16 protein-coding genes and 2 tRNA genes are annotated in these 19,088 nt (G+C 66.6%); 10 read left to right on the top strand and 8 right to left on the bottom strand.

Annotation, left to right across the window (positions count from 1 at the left end):
• Nucleotides 1-4 precede the first annotated feature (4 nt).
• Nucleotides 5-81: transfer RNA gene (locus tag AACZ75_RS14060), tRNA-Arg, on the top strand.
• A gap of 222 nt (nt 82-303) precedes the next feature.
• Here AACZ75_RS14060 and AACZ75_RS14055 read toward each other — a convergent pair.
• Complete coding sequence (locus tag AACZ75_RS14055; protein ID WP_339873719.1) at nt 304-579, bottom strand: metal-sensitive transcriptional regulator; 276 nt, start codon at nt 577-579, stop codon at nt 304-306.
• A gap of 102 nt (nt 580-681) precedes the next feature.
• Between AACZ75_RS14055 and AACZ75_RS14050 the strand changes: the two genes are divergently transcribed.
• Nucleotides 682-3,036 (top strand): heavy metal translocating P-type ATPase, encoded by a 2,355-nt coding sequence (locus tag AACZ75_RS14050; protein ID WP_339873718.1) that lies wholly within the window; start codon nt 682-684, stop codon nt 3,034-3,036.
• A gap of 22 nt (nt 3,037-3,058) precedes the next feature.
• Here the strand turns inward: AACZ75_RS14050 and AACZ75_RS14045 are convergent, their stop codons facing one another.
• Nucleotides 3,059-3,577, bottom strand: a complete 519-nt coding sequence (locus AACZ75_RS14045; protein WP_339873717.1) for a DUF305 domain-containing protein — start codon at nt 3,575-3,577, stop codon at nt 3,059-3,061.
• A 162-nt stretch (nt 3,578-3,739) separates the two neighbouring features.
• On the opposite strand from AACZ75_RS14045, the gene AACZ75_RS14040 reads away from it, so the two are divergent.
• From AACZ75_RS14040 to AACZ75_RS14015, 6 genes are all read left to right on the top strand, one after another.
• Entirely contained in the window at nt 3,740-4,018 is a 279-nt protein-coding gene (locus AACZ75_RS14040) for a hypothetical protein (RefSeq protein WP_339873715.1), read from the top strand.
• Complete coding sequence (locus tag AACZ75_RS14035; protein WP_339873713.1) at nt 4,015-4,455, top strand: periplasmic heavy metal sensor; 441 nt, start codon at nt 4,015-4,017, stop codon at nt 4,453-4,455. The genes AACZ75_RS14040 and AACZ75_RS14035 overlap by 4 nt, the downstream gene beginning before the upstream one ends.
• Nucleotides 4,455-5,027, top strand: a complete 573-nt coding sequence (locus AACZ75_RS14030) for an RNA polymerase sigma factor (protein ID WP_339873711.1) — start codon at nt 4,455-4,457, stop codon at nt 5,025-5,027. Before AACZ75_RS14035 ends, AACZ75_RS14030 begins: the two co-directional genes overlap by 1 nt.
• A gap of 88 nt (nt 5,028-5,115) precedes the next feature.
• The gene (locus AACZ75_RS14025; protein WP_339873710.1) at nt 5,116-6,882 is read left to right on the top strand and encodes a copper resistance system multicopper oxidase; all 1,767 of its coding nucleotides are present in this window, start codon (nt 5,116-5,118) and stop codon (nt 6,880-6,882) included.
• Entirely contained in the window at nt 6,879-8,078 is a 1,200-nt protein-coding gene (locus tag AACZ75_RS14020; protein WP_339873709.1) for a copper resistance protein B, read from the top strand. The genes AACZ75_RS14025 and AACZ75_RS14020 overlap by 4 nt, the downstream gene beginning before the upstream one ends.
• Before the next feature lie 107 nt (nt 8,079-8,185).
• Nucleotides 8,186-8,260, top strand: a tRNA-Gly gene (locus AACZ75_RS14015).
• 125 nt (nt 8,261-8,385) lie between these two features.
• Here the strand turns inward: AACZ75_RS14015 and AACZ75_RS14010 are convergent.
• From AACZ75_RS14010 to AACZ75_RS14000, 3 genes are all read right to left on the bottom strand, one after another.
• On the bottom strand, nt 8,386-8,709 hold the full coding sequence (locus AACZ75_RS14010; RefSeq protein WP_339873708.1) for a helix-turn-helix transcriptional regulator: 324 nt from the start codon (nt 8,707-8,709) through the stop codon (nt 8,386-8,388).
• Nucleotides 8,710-8,801: 92 nt separating this feature from the next.
• Entirely contained in the window at nt 8,802-9,413 is a 612-nt protein-coding gene (locus AACZ75_RS14005) for a response regulator (protein WP_339873706.1), read from the bottom strand.
• Complete coding sequence (locus AACZ75_RS14000; protein ID WP_339873704.1) at nt 9,400-10,878, bottom strand: ATP-binding protein; 1,479 nt, start codon at nt 10,876-10,878, stop codon at nt 9,400-9,402. Before AACZ75_RS14000 ends, AACZ75_RS14005 begins: the two co-directional genes overlap by 14 nt.
• A 325-nt stretch (nt 10,879-11,203) precedes the next feature.
• On the opposite strand from AACZ75_RS14000, the gene AACZ75_RS13995 reads away from it, so the two are divergent.
• The gene (locus AACZ75_RS13995; RefSeq protein WP_339873702.1) at nt 11,204-12,289 is read left to right on the top strand and encodes a chemotaxis response regulator protein-glutamate methylesterase; all 1,086 of its coding nucleotides are present in this window, start codon (nt 11,204-11,206) and stop codon (nt 12,287-12,289) included.
• Nucleotides 12,286-13,119 (top strand): protein-glutamate O-methyltransferase CheR, encoded by an 834-nt coding sequence (locus AACZ75_RS13990; RefSeq protein ID WP_339873700.1) that lies wholly within the window; start codon nt 12,286-12,288, stop codon nt 13,117-13,119. The genes AACZ75_RS13995 and AACZ75_RS13990 overlap by 4 nt, the downstream gene beginning before the upstream one ends.
• Nucleotides 13,120-13,540: 421 nt before the next feature.
• On the opposite strand, the gene AACZ75_RS13985 is transcribed toward AACZ75_RS13990, so the two are convergent.
• From AACZ75_RS13985 to AACZ75_RS13975, 3 genes are all read right to left on the bottom strand, one after another.
• Entirely contained in the window at nt 13,541-15,496 is a 1,956-nt protein-coding gene (locus AACZ75_RS13985) for a PAS domain-containing methyl-accepting chemotaxis protein (protein WP_339873698.1), read from the bottom strand.
• 61 nt (nt 15,497-15,557) lie between these two features.
• Nucleotides 15,558-16,040, bottom strand: coding sequence for a chemotaxis protein CheW (locus AACZ75_RS13980; protein ID WP_339873696.1), 483 nt, complete (start codon nt 16,038-16,040; stop codon nt 15,558-15,560).
• On the bottom strand, nt 16,037-19,024 hold the full coding sequence (locus AACZ75_RS13975; RefSeq protein ID WP_339873694.1) for a chemotaxis protein CheA: 2,988 nt from the start codon (nt 19,022-19,024) through the stop codon (nt 16,037-16,039). Before AACZ75_RS13975 ends, AACZ75_RS13980 begins: the two co-directional genes overlap by 4 nt.
• Nucleotides 19,025-19,088 lie beyond the last annotated feature (64 nt).

Below are 19,088 nucleotides of genomic sequence, written 5' to 3'. Positions count from 1 at the left end.
GTGCGCGCCCGTAGCTCAGCTGGATAGAGCATCAGACTACGAATCTGAGGGTCGGACGTTCGAATCGTTCCGGGCGCGCCATTTTCTCCTGACATTGCGGATCGCCGCGCCGGTTTGGGCCGGAGCCGATCGGGCCTGGATTGCCGGCGAATGCCGCGCCGCCGGTGCCTGTCGACGGCGGACGATTGACCGGATCGCAACCGGGACCCTGGTCCTGCGCCGGCCCGGCAGGCGGAGGCATCGGACCATTTCGCGGATCGTCACGCACCGCCGGACGGGTCCGGCGCGACGATTGCCTTCGCTCTAGCGGGTGGCCCGGGCGAGCAGCGTGATCAGTTCTTCCGCCTTGGCCTTGCGGTCGGCCGGATCGTCGCCGGTCATCGCGCCCATCACACAATGGTCGAGGTGGTCCTTCAGCACCTCGCTCTCGACGCGCAGCAGAGCCGCCCGCACCGCCTGGAGCTGGGTCAGAACCTCGACGCAATAGCGGTCCTCGTCGACCATGCGGGCGATGCCACGCACCTGGCCCTCGATCCGGTTGAGACGGTTGATCAGTCTGGGCTTGGTTTCGGTCTGCATCCCGTTTCCTCGATTGAACGTTCGCATATACCCCAGGCCTATATCTTGCAAGATACCCCCCATGGGTATATTTGGCTCAGTCGAAACCCAGGAGCGACTCCCATGCCCACGCCGCCCCCTTCGCCCACGGCCGGTCATGACTGCTGTGCCGGCAAGACGGACACCGTCGCCGCCACGTCCGTCGATCCCGTGTGCGGCATGTCGGTCGATCCCGCGACCACCGCGCATCACGCGGCCCATGACGGCGAGGACCATTTCTTCTGCTCGGCCGGCTGCCGGACCAAATTCATCGCCGACCCGGACCGCTATCTGGGTGACCGGCCGGAGCCCGAGGCGGCGATCCCCGGCGCGATCTACACCTGTCCGATGCATCCGCAGATCCGTCAGGAGGGGCCGGGATCGTGCCCGATCTGCGGCATGGCGCTGGAACCCGAGACGGTCACGGCCGAGGCGCCCGTCAATCACGAACTGATCGACTTCACCCGGCGGTTCCGGGTCGGCCTGGTCCTGACGCTTCCGGTGTTCGCCCTGGAGATGGGCGGCCATCTGTTCGACCTGCACCGGTGGATCGACGGACAGACCTCGAACTGGATCCAGTTCGTGCTGGCGACGCCGGTGGTGCTGTGGGCGGGCTGGCCCTTCTTCGAGCGCGGCTGGGCGTCGCTGCGCAGCCGAAACCTCAACATGTTCACCCTGATCTCCATCGGTATCGGGGCGGCCTGGATCTACAGTGTGGTCGCGGTGCTGGCCCCGGGGCTGTTTCCGGCGGCGGTGCGCGGCATGGACGGCAGTGTGCCGGTCTATTTCGAGGCCGCCGCGGTCATCACCGTGCTGGTGCTGATCGGCCAGATCCTGGAGCTTCGTGCCCGGGAACGGACCTCGGGCGCGATCCGGGCGCTGCTCGACCTCACGCCGAAGACCGCGCGGCGCGTTCGCGACGACGGATCGGATGAGGACGTCACCCTGGACCTCGTGGTGGTCGGAGACCGTCTGCGGGTCCGGCCCGGGGAACAGGTGCCGGTCGACGGCGAAATCCTCGAGGGGCGGGTGTCCATCGACGAGTCGATGGTGACCGGGGAATCGATGCCCGTGACCCGGGAGCCCGGCGGCCACGTCGTCGGCGGTTCACTCAACCGCACCGGCTCGTTCGTGATGCGCGCCGACCGGGTGGGGGCGGATACCCTGCTGTCGCGGATCGTCCAGATGGTGGCCCAGGCCCAGCGCAGCCGGGCCCCGATCCAGCGCCTGGCCGACACGGTGTCGGGCTGGTTCGTGCCGACCGTGATCGCCACAGCCATCCTGGCCGCGGTCATCTGGGGCCTGTTCGGTCCCGCACCGCAACTGACCTACGCCCTGATCGCCGCGGTCTCGGTGCTGATCATCGCCTGCCCCTGCGCCCTCGGACTGGCCACGCCGATCTCGATCATGGTGGGGGTCGGGCGCGGGGCCCAGGCCGGGGTGCTGATCCGCAACGCCGAGGCGCTGGAACGTCTCGAGAAGGTCGACACCCTGGTGATCGACAAGACCGGGACCCTGACCGAAGGTCGCCCGTCCGTCATCGCGATCCAGCCTGTGGCCGGTTTCGACGAGGCCGAACTGTTGCGCCTGGCCGCCAGCCTGGAACGGGGCAGCGAACATCCGCTGGCCGACGCCATCGTCGCGGCCGCGAAGGCCCGGTCCCTGACACTGTCCGAAGCGCGCGAGTTCGACAGCCCGGTCGGGCGCGGCGTCACCGGCCTGGTCGACGGTCGTCGCGTGGTGCTGGGCAACAGCCGCTACCTCGGGGCGCTGGAGGTCGATGTCACGGCGCTGGAAGCCGGGGCCGAGGCCCTGCGCCACGACGGGGCCACCGCCATCTTCGTCGCCGTCGACGGCGAAGCCGCCGGAGTTCTGGGCATCGCCGACCCCGTCAAGGCAACCACGGCCGACGCCATCATCGCCCTGAAGGCGGCGGGCCTGCGGCTGGTGATGATGACCGGTGACAACCGCACCACCGCCGAGGCCGTGGCCCGACGTCTGGGCATCGACGACGTCCGGGCCGAGGTCCTGCCGCAGGACAAGGCCGATGTGGTCGAACAGCTGCGCGCCGAGGGCCGGGTCGTGGCCATGGCCGGTGACGGGGTCAACGACGCCCCCGCCCTCGCCGCCGCCGATGTCGGCGTGGCCATGGGGGCGGGCTCGGACGTGGCGATCGAGAGCGCGGCCGTCACCCTGCTGAGCGGCGACCTGCAGGGCATCGTGCGCGCCCGGCACCTGTCGAAGGCGGTGATGGCCAATATCCGCCAGAACCTGGTGTTCGCCTTCGGCTACAATACGCTGGGCATCCCGATCGCCGCCGGCCTGCTGTATCCGACCTTCGGCCTGTTGTTGTCGCCGGCCATCGCGGCCCTGGCCATGTCGCTGTCCTCGGTCAGCGTGATCGGCAACGCCCTGAGGCTGCGGTCGGTCACACTCTAGCGTCTTTTCCCGACCCGGCCGCTCACGGGTTGCCGGGTCCGGCCGTGGTCGAACCGGCCGGCAGGTCCGGGGCCCCGGCCGGCGGCGGGTTGCGTTCGAGGTCGGTGATGAGTCGCTCCATCTCGCTGATCTCACGACGCTGGGCCTCAATGATACGGTCGGCGAGGCGACGCACGCGCGGGTCGCGGATATGGGCGCGTTCGCTGGTCAGGATGGCGATCGAATGGTGCGGGATCATCGCCTTCATCCAGGCCACGTCGCCGATGGTGCTCTGGCTGCGCACCAGCCACAGGGAGCCGCCGAACACGACGGCCGCGACTCCGAGGATCGCGGCATTCAATCGCTTGTCCGCGTACATGCCGAGCATGAACAGCAGCATGATCACCGCCATGGTGGCCCCCATCAGCAGGGCCATGTACAGGCGGGTCTCGCTGAACCGCGCGTGATCGAGCGCATAGGTGTTCAGATACATCAGGCCGAACATGACCACGGTCGAGGTCGCGATCATCAGGGCGAAGCGGACATAGGGTCTGGATTTCACGGCATCCTCCTTCGATGTGATCCATGGCAAATGCCCCGGACCGAACAAGGGTTCACGGGGTACTGTCGAGGGTGCCGCTGATGCCGTCGGCGTTCGCGGCGTCCGGTTTGAGGGAAACGGCGGAACCGTGCGTATCTGAACGGCAGGAGACGGAGACGGCCGATGATGGATATCGACAGCCTGTTGGCGCATTCGGCCGAGCGTTCCGGGGACGCTCGACTGGACGGGCTCGAACAGCGCGTGTGGCACAGGGTCAGGCTCACCGAGGAGCGGCGGCATCTCGGTCGTATCCGGACCCTGGCCGTGACGGGGGCCCTGGTGTTCGGCGTGATCAATGGCGGCTTCGGGCTGCTGGTTCCGGCGAATCCGCCGTCCGAGATCGGCGTCCTGACGCTGGCCGCCGGCCTGTCCCCCCTGTCCGGCATGGGGATCGTCGGATGACCGCAGGCTGGAAATCCATCGCGATCACCGCCGCCCTGGCCGCCCTGGCCAGTGGAGCCGGCACCTGGGCCAGCGCCCACTGGATGATGCGGCAAAACGCGACGCCCTCGCTCCACGCCCTGGTGCACAACGAGCTCGATCTGAGCGCCGACCAGGAAGCGCGCCTGGAGGAGATCGAATCCCGGTTCGCGGCGCAGCGCGCGCCCCTCGAGGCTGATATTCGCGCCGCCAATGATGAACTTGCGCGTGCGATCGAGGCCAGCGACGGCGACAGTCCGGCCGTCCGGGCGGCGGTCGACCATTTCCATACCGCGATGGGCGAGTTGCAGAAGGCCACTATCGCCCATGTGTTCGAGATGCGATCGACCCTGACCCCGGCCCAGGCCCGGATATTCGATTCCCGGATCGTGGATGCCCTGCGGCAAGATCCCGGCTAGTGCGAACCACCGGGGCGGCTGACAGCGTCGAGGTCCGGGCCGCGCAGGGCGACCGTGCGGCCTTCGCCCTGCTGGTCGAAACCACCAAGGCCGGGCTCTATCGCTTTGTCCGACGCTACGTCGGCGATGCCGATGATGCCTTCGATGTCGTCCAGGAGGCCTATGCGGCGGCCTGGTTCGCCATGGGCCGCTATGATCCGTCCCGTCCCTTCGACACCTGGTTGCGCACGATCGCGGTGAACAAATGCCGCGACTGGGGTCGTCGTCGCAGCGTGCGCCGCATGGTTCGGGGGGTCATCAGCCTGGATGCCCCCGAGGCCATGGCGGTGGGCGACGACACGCCGGGGCAGGACGCGCAGCTGGATGATCGCCGACGCCTTGAGGCCCTGAACCGGGCGCTCGCGCGACTTCCGGCCACGCTGAAGGCCCCCTTGCTTCTGGCGACACTGGAAGCCCGGCCCCATGCCGAGATTGCCGTTATCCTCGGCATCACCCCCAAGGCGGTCGAGACCCGAATCGCCCGGGCGCGACGCTTTCTGGCGGCGCGGCTGGAGGGGCCAGACGCCCGGTGAGGGCTGGACGGGGCCGGCGCGTATCTTGAGGCAGAGGTTGATTTCGCCCCATCGACACAGGCGCGCCGACCCGACTAAACAGGACCCCATGCCCATGCCCCCTCTCGATCGCCGGACCCTGTTGCGTGGTGCTGCCCTCGGCGGTGGCCTGCTGGGCCTCCAGGGTCTGCTGCCCGCCTGGGCCCAGACCGGCTCACCCGGTCTGCGTGCCGACCTGCCGACCCTGACCGGCCCGAACATCGATCTGACGATCGGCCATTCGCCCTTCACCGTGGGGGGGCGGACCGGCCACGCGGTTACCGTCAACGGCGTGCTGCCGGCCCCCCTGCTGCGCCTGCGCGAGGGCCAGAACGTCCGGCTGGCGGTGCACAATCAGCTCGAGGAGGACACCTCGATCCACTGGCACGGCCTGCTGCTGCCGTTCCAGATGGACGGCGTGCCGGGCATCAGCTTCCCGGGCATCAAGCCGCGCGAGACCTTTGTGTACGAGTTCCCGCTCAAGCAGTCGGGCACCTTCTGGTACCACAGCCATTCGGGGCTGCAGGAAGCCATGGGTCACTACGGCCCGATCGTCATCGACCCGGCCGGTGCCGATCCGGTCGGCTATGACCGCGAGCATGTGCTGGTCCTGTCGGACTGGAGCTTCCTGCATCCGCACGAGATCCTCGACAAGCTGAAGAAGAGCCCCGGCTATTTCAACCGCCAGCGCACCACCCTGGCCGGACTGCTGGACGGCAGCGACCGGATGAGTCTGGAGGAACGCCGGATGTGGGGCGGGATGCGGATGGACCCGCGCGACATCCTCGACGTCAACGGCACGACCTATACCTATCTGATCAACGGCCACGGCCCGCAGGAGAACTGGACCGGCCTGTTCCGGCCCGGCGAGCGGGTGCGGCTGCGCATCATCAACGCCTCGGCCATGTCGATCTTCAACGTCCGCATTCCCGGACTGGCGATGACGGTGGTGCAGGCGGACGGCGAGAATGTGCGGCCGGTCGAGACCGACGAATTCCAGATCTCGGTGGCCGAGACCTATGACGTCATCGTCCGTCCGACCGAGGATCGCGCCTACACCATCGTCTCGGAGGCGATCGATCGCTCCGGCATGGGCCGCGCCACCCTGGCCCCGCGGATGGGCATGACCGCCGCGGTCCCGCCGCTGCGCGCGGTGCCCAATCTGACCATGGCCGACATGGGCATGGGCGGGATGTCCGGCATGGACCATGGGGCCATGGCGGGCATGGATCACGGCACCTCCGCCCCGGGTGCGGCGCATGACATGGCCGGCATGAACATGCGCGATCCGGACAACGCTCCGCCCGACATGGCCGTCGGCGTCGGCGTCGACATGGTCAATATGTCCCCGACCAACCGTCTCGGCGAACGCCCGACGGGGCTGAAGGACGTCGATCACCGGGTGCTGGTCTATACCGACCTGGTCGCTCTGACCCCCAACAAGGACCGGCGCCCGCCCAGTCGGACCATGGAAATCCACCTGACCGGCAATATGGAGCGGTTCATGTGGGGCTTCGACGGGCGCAAATTCTCGGAACTGGTCGAACCGATCCGCTTCGAGCGCGACGAGCGGGTGCGGGTCACCCTGGTCAATGACACGATGATGGCCCACCCGATCCATCTGCACGGCCATTTCTTCGAGCTGGTCACCGGCGGTCCGGCGGGTCACCAGCCGCTGAAGCACACGGTCAATGTCGCGCCCGGCGGCAAGGTCACCTTCGACCTGACCGCCGACGCCCCGGGGGACTGGGCCTTCCACTGCCATCTGCTGATGCACATGCATTCCGGGATGTTCAATGTCGTCACCGTCCGGCCGATGGACGGAGCCGCGTCATGAACCGTCTCGTCATCGCCCTGGCCCCGCTGGTCCTCGCCGCCGCGCCCGCCGCCGCCCAGAACCCGCACGCCGGTCATGCCCGGCCGCCCGCGGCCCGTCCGGCTCCGGCTCCGGCTCCCCGACGGGCCCCCACTCCCGCACCCCGGGCGACCCCGCCGGCGGCACGCCCCGCTCCGGCTCCGCGCCCCGTGCCCCGTCCGGCGACGGCGGCCCCCGCTCCGGCCCCGGACCCTCATGCCGGCCATGCCATGCCGGCCGAGGCGGCAGCGGTCGACCCCCACGCCGGGCACGCCATGCCGGGCGAGCCACAGGTCGCGGATCCGCATGCCGGTCACGACATGGCGACCATGACCCCTGAAGCGGCCGATCCCCACGCGGGTCACGACATGGGCGGCATGGCGATGCCGCCGGATGTGCCGACCAGCGCCGACACGCCCGGCCGCCCGCCCGAGGACCCGGTCCCGGCGGCGGCGCTGGGTGCCCCGACACATGCCGCCGATCTGATCTTCGGGGCCGAGGCCATGGCGGAGTCCCGCCGGACCCTGATCGCCGAGAACGGCGACATCCGCACCACCGTCGTCATCATCGACCGGCTGGAAGCGCATGTCGCGGACGGCGAGGCGGCCTGGCTCTGGGACGTTCAGGGATGGACCGGCGGCGACATCAATCGCTTCTGGTGGAAGTCTGAGGGCGAAGGCGATGTCTCCGATGGCCTGGAGGCGGCCGAGATCCAGGCCCTCTACAGCCGTGCCGTCACCCCCTTCTGGGACGTGCAGGCAGGGGTGCGACACGACATCCGTCCGGATGGCGAAGACACCACCCACCTGGTGTTTGGACTGCAGGGCCTGGCCCCGCACTGGTGGGAAGTCGACGCCGCCGCCTTTCTGTCGACCGAAGGTGATCTGACCGCGCGGGTCGAGGCGGAATATGACCAGAGACTGACCCAGCGGCTGATCCTGCAGCCGCGCTTCGAGATCGACCTGGCGGCCCGGGACATCCCCGAACTGGGCATCGGGGCCGGCCTGGGAACGATCGAGGCGGGACTGCGCCTGCGCTATGAGATCCGCAGGGAACTGGCCCCCTACATCGGGGTCGAATGGACCCGCCGGCTCGGGGCCACCGGGGATTTTGCCCGGGCGCGCGGCGAGGACGTGGACGCGGTCCGGGCGGTCCTGGGGCTGAAGGCCTGGTTCTAGGGGGCGGCAGGACCGGACCGCGGCCACATCACGCACAAGCGCTTCACATCCGTCACCGTGCAGGCTAGACCGACGAGCGCCCGGCACCGATCCGGTTCCGGGCCCGTGCGGCCGTAGTTCAGAGGTAGAACGTCAGCTTCCCAAGCTGAATGTCGCGGGTTCGATTCCCGCCGGCCGCTCCAGTCTCCACACCGCTGGTGCCCGTGGCCGGCCCGGGTGGGGGATTGCCGGAACCGATCGGTTCCCCAGGACCGGGGCGACCGCCGGCCGCCGCAACCTGACGTCAGGCACGTTTGCCGGGAGCCGCTCAGGCAGCACGAAGCGTGTTGCCGCTCCCGCTGGACCGATGGGCGTTCCGCCCGGTGCCCCTTGCGTCTGATGCCGCCTCGTCCAGAAAGCGGAGGCCCGGTCCCGTTCCGACTTCCAGGTCAAAGACGATGCCGAAGGAACGAAACGCCGTCATCAGGGCGACGACAGTCCGGGTGGTCGCATCGACCGGTCCCCGGAAGCCCTCGAGCCGCTTGATCGTCTGAATGCTCAGGTCGGCCGCCGCGGCCAGTTCTGCCTGTTCGACCCGGCACAGGGCACGGGCGGCCCGGATCTGGCAGCCGGTCGGAATGTGGAAGGACATGAAACTGACCACCCTCTGCATCTACGAACGCACCCGATGGTAGCGGCGATTCGCGTGCGGTCGCCCCCGGTTGATACCGGGGTTCCCCAGGGTCAACTTTCTGCTTTCAGAACGAAAGTGAGCAGGGCCGAGAGTGAGGTGACGCCCAGCTTGGACTTCACCTTGGCCCGGTATTCCTCGACGGTGCGATCGCTGATGCCGAGCTCCCGGGCGATCATCTTGTTGGTGTGACCCGCCACGAGTCCGCGCAGAACGTCCTTTTCCCGCGACGAAAGGGTCAGGAGGGCGGCCCGGGCGGTACGGTTGTCCGCCAGCAGGTCGAACCGGACCCGGGCGTTGTCGATGGTTTTCTGAATGGCCGCAATCAGGGTCGCCGGCTCAAAGGGCTTCTCGAGGAAGTCGACCGCACCGCGCTTCATGGCCTCGACGGCCAACGCCACGTCGCCATGACCGGTGATCAGAATGACCGGCATGGGGATCCCCTTCGCCCGAAGTTCCGACATCAGTTCCAGCCCGCTCATCTGCGGCATGCGCATGTCGGTGACGACGCAGCCGGGCTCGAGCACCGACGCGCCGTCCAGAAAGGCGGCGGGGCCTTCATAGGTCTGAACGCGGTATCCGGCACTGCTCAACAGGAGCACCAGGGACCGACGCATCGGTTCGTCATCGTCGATGACATAGACGACGGGATCATGCGGCCTCAAAAACGGCCTCCTCGGCAGTCGCCGCCAACGTGAATCGGAAGGTCGCACCCGGCCCTTCGGAGGGGTCGAGCCAGAGCCCACCGCCGTGGGATTCGACGATGTTGCGGGAAATCGACAGACCGACGCCGAGTCCATGAGGTTTGCTGGTGACGAACGCGTCAAGCAGGTGCGAAGCGATCGCCGGCTCGACGCCCGGGCCGGAATCGGAGACGGAAACAACGATCAGGGGTCCTTCACGGCGGAGGCCAATGACGAGTCGTCGATCCGCCGCTCCGGCCATGGCCTCCCGGGCGTTGCGGACGAGGTTGACGACAACCTGCTGAATCTGGATCCGGTCGATCAGAACCGGGTCCAGGCGAGGCTCAACCTCCCACCGCAGATCAATGTCGTAGCTGCCCGCCATGGCCAGGGCTGCGGCTTCCCGCAGCACCTCGGCAATGTCCTCCAGCGACCGGTGCGGCTCGCGTTTGGTGATGAAAACCCGCAGGCGGCGGATGATGTCGCCGGCCCGCATCGTCTGTTCGACGCCACTCCGCAGCGCCTCGACGATCATCGGAATGTCCGGTGACGGCCGGGACAAAAGTCGCTCGGACGCCATCATGAAGTTGGTCGCCGCCGCGAGGGGTTGGTTCAGTTCATGGGCCAGGGTGGTCGTCATCTGACCCATGGCGGTGAGCCGCGCCATATGCATCAGCTCGGCTTCCAACGCCCGAATCCGCTCCTGCTCGACCATTCGGTCCGTCAGATCGCGCGCAAAACCGGTAAACAGCCTGACGGTGGTCGAGCCGTTCCGGCAGACCGAAAGCTCCATCTGAAATCCGGTCCCGTCGTGTCGCTGGCCCAGCAGCAGGCGCGTACCGCCGAAGCCGTCGTACCCGGCGTTCGTTTCCACCGCTTCCAGACAATCCCGGATCGGGGCGTGCGACGACTCCGGAAAAAGGTCCCAGACGGGGCGTCCGGTGATGTCCTCGGCAGACCAGCCGAACATCCGGACGGCGGAGGCGCTGAAAGACCGGATCACGCCCCGGGCGTCAAACTGGAACATGGCGTCGGGCACAGCGTCGAGCAGCGCCCTCAACCCTTCGACCGACTCACGCTGCTCGCTGCGGCCCCGCCGCAGGGCGTCGCTGGCAAGACCGCAGAAAACGCCAAGCAGGGAGAAGGTGATCGCGCTGATCAGATTGGCCGGATTGGTGGTCAGGGAGCCGTTCGTCAGAATCTGGTTCCCGATCAGCCCCAGAACAACGACGAGCAAGGCAGGCCCAACCCCGCCCAGCACCGCGCCGATCAGCAGCGCAGGCATGACCATCAAGAAGGCACTTCGCTCCACGAACATCGGTTCGACGGCGCGCTCCGCGGCCAAACAGGCGATCGCCGCAACAAAGGCGACCAGATAGGCAGGGCCGTTGCGTAGCACTGAGGCGGCCGTGCGCTTGCTCGCCATTGTGAACAGGCCACTCGGCAATCAACTTTTCCTTCCACGACTTAACGGCCCCAGCCTAGCTCCGGCTCGTTCGAATTCAAGTATAGAAAGTAGAAATAAGAATTTTTGGGTCTAAGAAATTAGCCGTCAGGTATATTTTCATAAGTCGTGTAGATAACATATCCTGCGAACCCATTTTAGTTTTCAATTTTCTCATCGTTAACCGAAACGATGCTTAAACTGGGAGATCGATTGCAGATCTCAGGCGGCCCCGTTGCCCTGGCCATGGGAGCCGCCCGGAGGGCCGCTTCCGGTCACAGCTCAGGTTCGCTCGGGAGCCGTCCAGACGTGAAAGAGTACCGGTCCAATGATTTCTTCGTCCGCTGCCATTGCGGAACTGCCGTCGATCCGGGTGATGGTGGTCGATGACTCGGCCGTCGTCCGGGGCCTGATTTCGCGCCACCTCGAAGCCGAACCGGGCATTGCCGTTGTCGCAACGGCGGCCCATGGCGAGCTGGCCCTCGCCCAGCTGGCGCGCACCGCGATCGATCTGGTGGTGCTCGATATCGAAATGCCGGTGATGGACGGGTTGACCACGCTGCAGGAAATCATGGTCCGACACCCGGGCGTCCGGGTCATCATGGCCTCGACCCTGACCCGTCGAAACGCCGAAATCAGCTTCAAGGCGCTGAATCTGGGGGCGTCTGACTATGTCGCCAAGCCGGAGTCCGGCCTGGGCAGCGCCGAGGAATTCAAGCGGGAACTGGTCGCCAAGATCAAGGCTGTTGTCCGCAGGCGGGCGGCGGTTCCGCCATCAGCTGCCCCGCCCCGGCCCACGCCGGTCCCGCCGGTCGGTCCGCGCCCGGTCCGCGGCAAGACAACGGCCCTCGCCATCGGTGCCTCGACCGGCGGCCCACCGGCCCTGTTGAAACTGTTCGAATCCCTCCGCGGTGCCGTCCAGCAACCCATTCTGCTGACCCAGCACATGCCCGCGACCTTCACCGCCCTTCTGGCCGAGCAGCTGAGCCGGGCCGGTGACCGGCCCTGCGCCGAGGCCAGGGACGGCGAGCCGATCCTGGGCGGGCATTGCTATGTCGCGCCGGGGGGCTGGCATATGGTGGTGGACCGGCAGGGGGCCCTGCCGATCCTGCGGCTCAACCAGGAGCCGCCCGAGAGTTTCTGCCGACCCGCGGTCGATCCGATGCTGCGTACCGCGGCCCAGGTCTTCGGCACCGGCCTGCTGGCGACGATGCTGACCGGCATGGGCCATGACGGAGCCAAGGGCTGCGAAGCCGTGGCGCGCGCCGGCGGACGGTTCATCGTCCAGGACGAGGCGTCCAGCGTGGTGTGGGGCATGCCCGGGGCCGCGGCAGCCACCGGTCTGGCCGAGAGTATTCTTCCCTTGAACGATATTGGCCCGTGGATCCGACGCGCCACAGGAACCGCTGCATGACCGACCCCGACTACGATAATTTCTGCCGGCTGGCGCGGGAGCGCTCAGGCCTGGTCCTGACACCGGCCAAGGCCTATCTGGTCTCCGGCCGGCTCGAGCCGGTGGCCCGGGCCGAAAAACTGGCGGGGGTTCCCGAACTGCTGGCACGCCTGCGGTCGGGTGCCCCGGAGGCGCTGATCCAGCGCTGCATCGACGCCATGGCCACCCATGAGTCCTATTTCTTCCGGGACGGAACACCATTCGAGCAGCTGACCACGAGCGTCCTGCCGACCCTGATCGCGGCCCGTCAGAACACCCGCAGCCTCAGAATCTGGTGCGCCGCCTGTTCCAGCGGTCAGGAGCCCTATTCGATCGCCATGATCCTGCAGGAGATGGGCGCGCGACTGGCGGGCTGGAAAATCGAGATCATCGCCACCGACATGTCCGAGCCGGTGCTGACCAAGGCCCGGTCCGGAATCTACAATGAGTTCGAGGTCAAACGCGGCCTGTCGCCCGAGCGCCTGGCGCGCTGGTTCAAGCCCCAGGGCACAGGCTGGCAGGTGTCGCCCGTACTGCAGCAGATGGTGCAGTTCCGGTCGCACAATCTGCTCAAGGGCACCACCGGCATGGGCGTGCTTGACGTGATCTTCTGCCGCAATGTGCTGATCTATTTCGACGTCGATCACAAACGGCAGATTCTCGAACAGCTGCACCGGGCCATGGCCAACGACGGCTCACTGTTTCTGGGCAGCGCCGAAACGGTGATGGGTCTCAGTCAGACGATTGAACCGGTCACCGGGATGCGCGGCCTCTATCGCCGGTCGCAAGTCGGGGTGGCCAGGGTCGCCTGACGGCCGGATCGGAAAACGGCGGCCTGGGTGGTGGTCGTCGGTCAATCGGATTGAAGGCCCGTGGGGAACCCCACGGGCCTCCTTCATAGGCGCTTGAGTTGGCCTGACGCTGTGCAGACGGACCGCCAGCCACTGCGCCGCGGGACCCGACCGGGACCCGTCCTGGTACCGTTGCCGCATCCTGGCGGGCGAGGGGCCCCCGCACGCATGGCTTTGGGGTGCGCCGGCCGACCAATTCGCATCTGAATCCCTTGTACGGGATGCTGGCCCGGGCAGGCCGGAGAGGCAGTTCGGACATGACGATGACCGGGCCAGCCCGGCAGCCGGGCCGTCCCGCCGCGAGGCGACCCCATCCGGATGCAACAAGGGCCCGCGGGTTTCCCCGCGGGCCCTTGCCCACACTACTGTGGTCTGCCTGGCCCTAGCCGAGCAGGCCGTCCATCTCGCCGCTGAGTGCCTCGGCCTGGTGGGCCAGTTCACCCGAGGCCTGCAGCAGCTCTGCCGAGGCGGCGCTGGTCTGGGCCACCCCTTCGTTGAGGCCCTGGATATTGGCCGACACCTCCTGGGTGCTGGCCGCGGCTTCGGTCACATTGGCCGAGATTTCGCCCGTGGCGGCGGACTGTTCCTCGACCGCACTGGCGATCGCGGCCGCGATCTCGGCGACCTTGCCGATGGTGTCGGCGATGCCCTGGATGGCGGACACCGAGGTCGTGGTTGCGGCCTGCATGGCCGAGACCTCCGAGGAAATCTCATGGGTGGCCTTGGCCGTCTGGTCACTCAGACTCTTCACTTCCGACGCGACCACCGCGAAGCCCTTGCCGGCGTCACCGGCCCGGGCCGCCTCGATGGTGGCATTCAGGGCCAGCAGCTTGGTCTGGCCGGCGATGTTGTTGATCAGGGTGACCACATTGCCGATCTTCTGGGCGGCCTCGGCCAGGGTCTGGATGGCGACCTTGGTCGTATCCGTCTCATGCACGGCGCGCTGGGTGATGTTGGTGGATTCAGCGACCTGACGCGCGATTTCTGAGATCGAAGCCGACAGCTCCTCACCGGCGGCCGAGACGGTCTGGACGTTGCTGGAGGCGACCTGGGCCGCATTGGCGACGGCACCGGCCTGGATGGTCGCTTCCTCGGCGGTCCGGGCCATGGATTCTGCCGTGGCGCGCATCTCGGAAGAGGCCGAGGAGACGATGTTGGAGATCTCCTTGACCCGCTCGGCAATCTTGCGCTGGACCGTGACGTCGGAGGCGTATTTGACCACCTTCATCGGTTTGCCGTTCATGTCCATGATCGGGTTGTAGCTGGCCTGGATCCAGATCTCGCGACCACCCTTGCCGACCCGCTTGTACTGGCCCGTGTCGAACTCGCCGCGGCCCAGCTTCTCCCAGAACATCCGGTACTCCGGGCTCTGGCGTTCGGATGGGTCGACGAACATTGAGTGATGCTGACCGCGGATCTCCTCCATCGTATAGCCGAGGGCATTCAGGAAATTGGGATTGGCCTCAACAATCTTGCCGTCGAGACTGAACTCGATCACGGCCTGGGACTTGCTGATGGCGGCCAGCTGGCCCTCATAGTTGGCCGTGGCCAGCTTCTCCGCCGTTATGTCGGTGGCATATTTGACCACCTTCATCGGCTTGCCGTTCATGTCCATGATCGGATTGTAGCTGGCCTGGATCCAGATCTCGCCGCCGGTCTTGGTGATGCGCTTGTACTGGCCGGCATCATACTCGCCCCGCCCCAGCTTCTCCCAGAACATCCGGTACTGGGGGCTCTGGCGCTCCGAAGGGTCCACGAACATCGAGTGATGCTGACCGCGCACCTCGGACAGGGTGTAGCCGAGCGCATTCAGGAAATTGTCGTTGGCGTCCACAATGATCCCGTCGAGGCCGAACTCGATCACCGCCTGGGACTTGCCGATGGCGGCCAGCTGGCCCTCATAGTTGGCCGTGGCCAGCTTCTCGGCGGTGATGTCGGAGGCGTATTTGACCACCTTCATGGGCTTGCCCTGGGTGTCCATGATCGGGTTGTAGCTGGCCTGGATCCAGATCTCGCGACCGCCCTTGGCGACGCGCCGGAACTGGCCGGATTCAAACTCGCCCCGACCCAGCTTCTCCCAGAACATCCGGTACTCCGGGCTCTGGCGTACAGAGGGGTCCATGAAGATCGAATGATGCTGGCCGCGAACCTCGGCCAGGGTGTAGCCGACGGCGTTCAGGAAATTGTCGTTGGCGTCCTGGATGATCCCGTCGAGACCGAACTCGATCACCGCCAGCGAAATGCGGAGGGCTTCGACCTGACCGCGGTAGTCCTCAAGCAAGGCTTCAAAATTCTCGGTCGAATCGACTTTCAGGGCTGTGTTGGTGGCGGTGGGCATTGTGTTTCCTTTGGAGGGCTCTCGACAGACGTCGGCAGCGTTTCGGGGATGAAGGTGAAGGTCAGGCGGCCAGGCTCGTTGTTCCTGACAGGGTGAGAACCTGTTCAATATTGAGAACCAGCAGCAGCTCGCCTTGCAGACGATAGAGGCCGCTGCAGACGGCTCGCCAGTGCGGCGACAAGGTGACAGGGCCGGCCTCGTATTCCGTGGGCTCAAGCCACAGAACGTCGCCAACATCGTCAACCAGAAGGGCGTAGAGCTCGCCGTTATGCTCAACGATCACATTCATGAAGCCAACGTCGGGTTCTCTCGGCGACATCCTCAGCCGGCACCGCATGTCGATGGCGGTGACGATGCGTCCGCGGAGATTGAGTGACCCGGCGACTTCGGGCGGGCTCAAGGGAACCCGGTTGATTACAGTCTGGGCGATGACGTCCTGAACGCAGAGGACGGGAACCCCGAACATCTGTCCGCCGACCACAACCGAGACCAGGCCCGCCGTGGAGTCCGTGGCAACCAGCACACTTTCGGCTCGGTCGGTCATGCCGCCTGCTCCATTTCGGCCAGGGCATGGGACACCGCATCCAGCACAGTTTTCCGATCCAGATTGTTCCCGGGGGGCTGGGTGGCGGAGCCGTGGAATGCGAGGCTGAGAAGTGGGGTCTTGTGCCAGCTTGCCGCACGGCCGAAGGCCACTGCAAAATCCTTGGCCTCAGCCGGGTCCGACGTGTCGGCCATGATCAGATGGAAATGCTCACCCGCGTCATAGAGCTCGAGCGCTGCGGTCGGATCGGCGGCCACCGTGACCTCATAGCCGGCCTGGGCCAGCAGGGGCTGAAGCAGCAGCTGGGAAAATGGACTCTGGTCAACCAGCAACAGGCGGCGACTGTTCGGCGGCGTGGCTTCAGTGAAGCGGGGCGCGGTGATCGGAGCCGCTCTTGCCGGCTCGACGGCGGGGGTCGAAGCGGTCGATTCGGGCTCCTGTAGCGCCTGACGCCAGTAATAGCTGACATCGATCAGTTCGGTGGCTGCGCCGCCGATGATGAGACCACCCAGGGCCCCAGCACCCGCCGCGGGCATGTCCGTAGTGACGGCGCTTTCGACGATATCGACGATCTCGTTGACCAGCAGTCCGACCGTACGGTCATCGCGGGAGAAGACCAGAAGCGGTCTGCGCTCGCCGCCTTCCCATGCCGTCGCGGGTCCGGCGTCGGAACCGATGATGGGCATCAGCTTGCCGCGATACTGGATCACGGTACGGCCGTCGATCCATTCGATCTGCTCGGCACCGAGTTCCTCGATGCGTGAAACATTGGCCAGGGGGGCCGCCTTCAGGCTGTCGTTGGCGGCACGGAACACCAGGATGGCGGACAGGCTCTCAGCCTTGGCGACAGCCTCGGTATCCTCCTGGATGCTGCCTGCAACCTGATTGGCGCCGCTCTCGACCGAGACGCCCTTGAGGTCGAGGATCAGGATGACCGAACCATCACCGAGAATGGTCGCGCCGGAGTAGAGTTTGAGGTGCCGCAACACGGTGGCGACCGGTTTGACAACGATTTCCTCGGTGTCGAACACCCGGTCGACGATGACACCGAACGCAAAGGAGCCGACCCGCGCCACGATGATACAGGTCTCGGCCGGCGGATCTCCGATCGGATCCAGCTGCAGCAGATCCTGCAATGAGATCAGGGGCAGCAGCCGGTCGCGCAGGCGGAGCACAGCGACACCGTCGATGTATTCGATGGTCCGGCCGGAGCCGTCGCTGGCACTGACCAGTTCAACCAGGCTGGACTGGGGCATGGCGAACCGTTCGCCGCAACATTCGACGATCAGGGCCGAAACAATGGTCAGGGTCAGGGGAATGCGGATGGTGAAACAGGTCCCGCCCCCCTCGACCGAGGCCAGCTCAATGGCCCCGCCGATCTTCTCGATATTGGTCCGGACCACGTCCATGCCGACGCCGCGCCCCGAGACCGAAGTGACCTCCGACGCCGTCGACAGGCCGGGCAGGAAGATCAGTTGCCGCGCCTCAATGTCCGTCATCTGCTCGGCCTGGCTCGGGGTGACAATTCCCGAGGCCAGGGCCTTGGCCCGCAGGCGATCGGCCGGCAGACCGCGCCCGTCGTCAGACACTTCGATGACGATGGCCCCGCCCTCGTGGCGCGCCTGAAGGGTGATCCGTCCGGTTTCGGCCTTGCCGGCGGCCAGCCGCTCCGACGGCGTTTCCAGACCGTGATCCGCGGCGTTGCGGATCATGTGGGTCAGCGGATCCTTGATCAGTTCCAGAACCTGACGGTCCAGCTCCGTGTCCTGGCCCAGCATGACCAGGTCGATGCTCTTGCCCAGATCCTGTGACAGGTCGCGCACCAGCCGCGGCAGTTTGGCCCAGGCCCCGCTGATCGGCTGCATGCGCGTGGTCATCACGCCTTCCTGCAGCTCGCTGGTCACCTGGTTCAGCCGGTTCAGGGGCGCCGCGAAGGCGCTTTCCGGCTCCAGTCGCAGGGTCTGGATCAGCTGATTCCGGATCAGGACAAGCTCACTGACCACGGTCATCAGATGTTCGAGCGCATCCACGCTGACCCGGATGGTTTGCGCCGGCCCGGACGGCTCACCTTCCGCTCGTGGTGTCGGCGCAGCCGCTGCGGGAGGCACGACCGGGGCCGCAATCGTGGGCGCGGGCGCGGGTTCCGACACGGGCAACGGTTCAGGTTCCTGTTCTTCCATAATCACGACCGGTTCTTCCGGCATCTGAATCAGTGCGGCCAGTTGCTCAATGGCGGCGTCCTCGATGTCGAGTTCGGCCAAGGCGCGCGCGACCGCACGAAAGGCGTCGTGAACCATCGCAGGGGTCACGGGCTGATCGGCGAGCTCCGACAGCGCGCGGCTGAAGGCGTCGCCCGCCGTCTGCTTTCTCGCCTGGGCGCTGAGGCTGTCGCGCACGGCCGCCTGAAGTCGGTCAGGATCGGTGCCGTGAATCAGGGCCGCGAGCGGACCCTCAGTCTGCAGGTGGACCAGCGCCGTTTCCGTCGCCGCATCCAGGGTCGCGTCGCCCCCCAGTTGTTCAATCAGCTTGCGGCTGTCGACTCTCGCGGGATCGCCGGTGGTCGCGGATGTCGTGACGTCGGGTTCGGCTTCCATAGTCGGGGCGACGTCCTCGGCCAGCAGGGCCTCGAGTCGTCCGATGAGGACGGAGTCGTCGCCCTCAGGTTCCGTGCCCGTGGCCGCCAGGGCATCGGTCAGCCCCCGGATCAGATCGACGGTGTCCAGGACTGCCGTAACCGCCACGGGCGTGACCGGAAGAATGTTGTCGCGGAACGCCCCCAGCACGTTCTCGGCGGCGTGAGCGACGGTTTGCAGCCGCATCAGGCCCAGGAAGCCGCAGGTGCCCTTGATCGTGTGAATCAGGCGAAAGATGCCGCCCAGCGTCGCCGGATCGTCAGGCGACTGTTCAAAGCGAACAAGTTCGCTGTCGAGCGCCTCAAGGCCCTCACGGGTCTCCGCGACAAAGTCCGTAATCAGATCGTCCAACGGTCACTCCCACGCCCGGGCTGCCAAGTCGAGTTGGCGTGGTCGAATAAAGGTCCGTACGGTT

This window comes from uncultured Brevundimonas sp., from assembly GCF_963975535.1.
Classification (GTDB): domain Bacteria; phylum Pseudomonadota; class Alphaproteobacteria; order Caulobacterales; family Caulobacteraceae; genus Brevundimonas.
The sequence above is the reverse complement of the archived record's forward strand: the minus strand, read 5'-3'. Positions and strand labels throughout refer to the sequence as shown.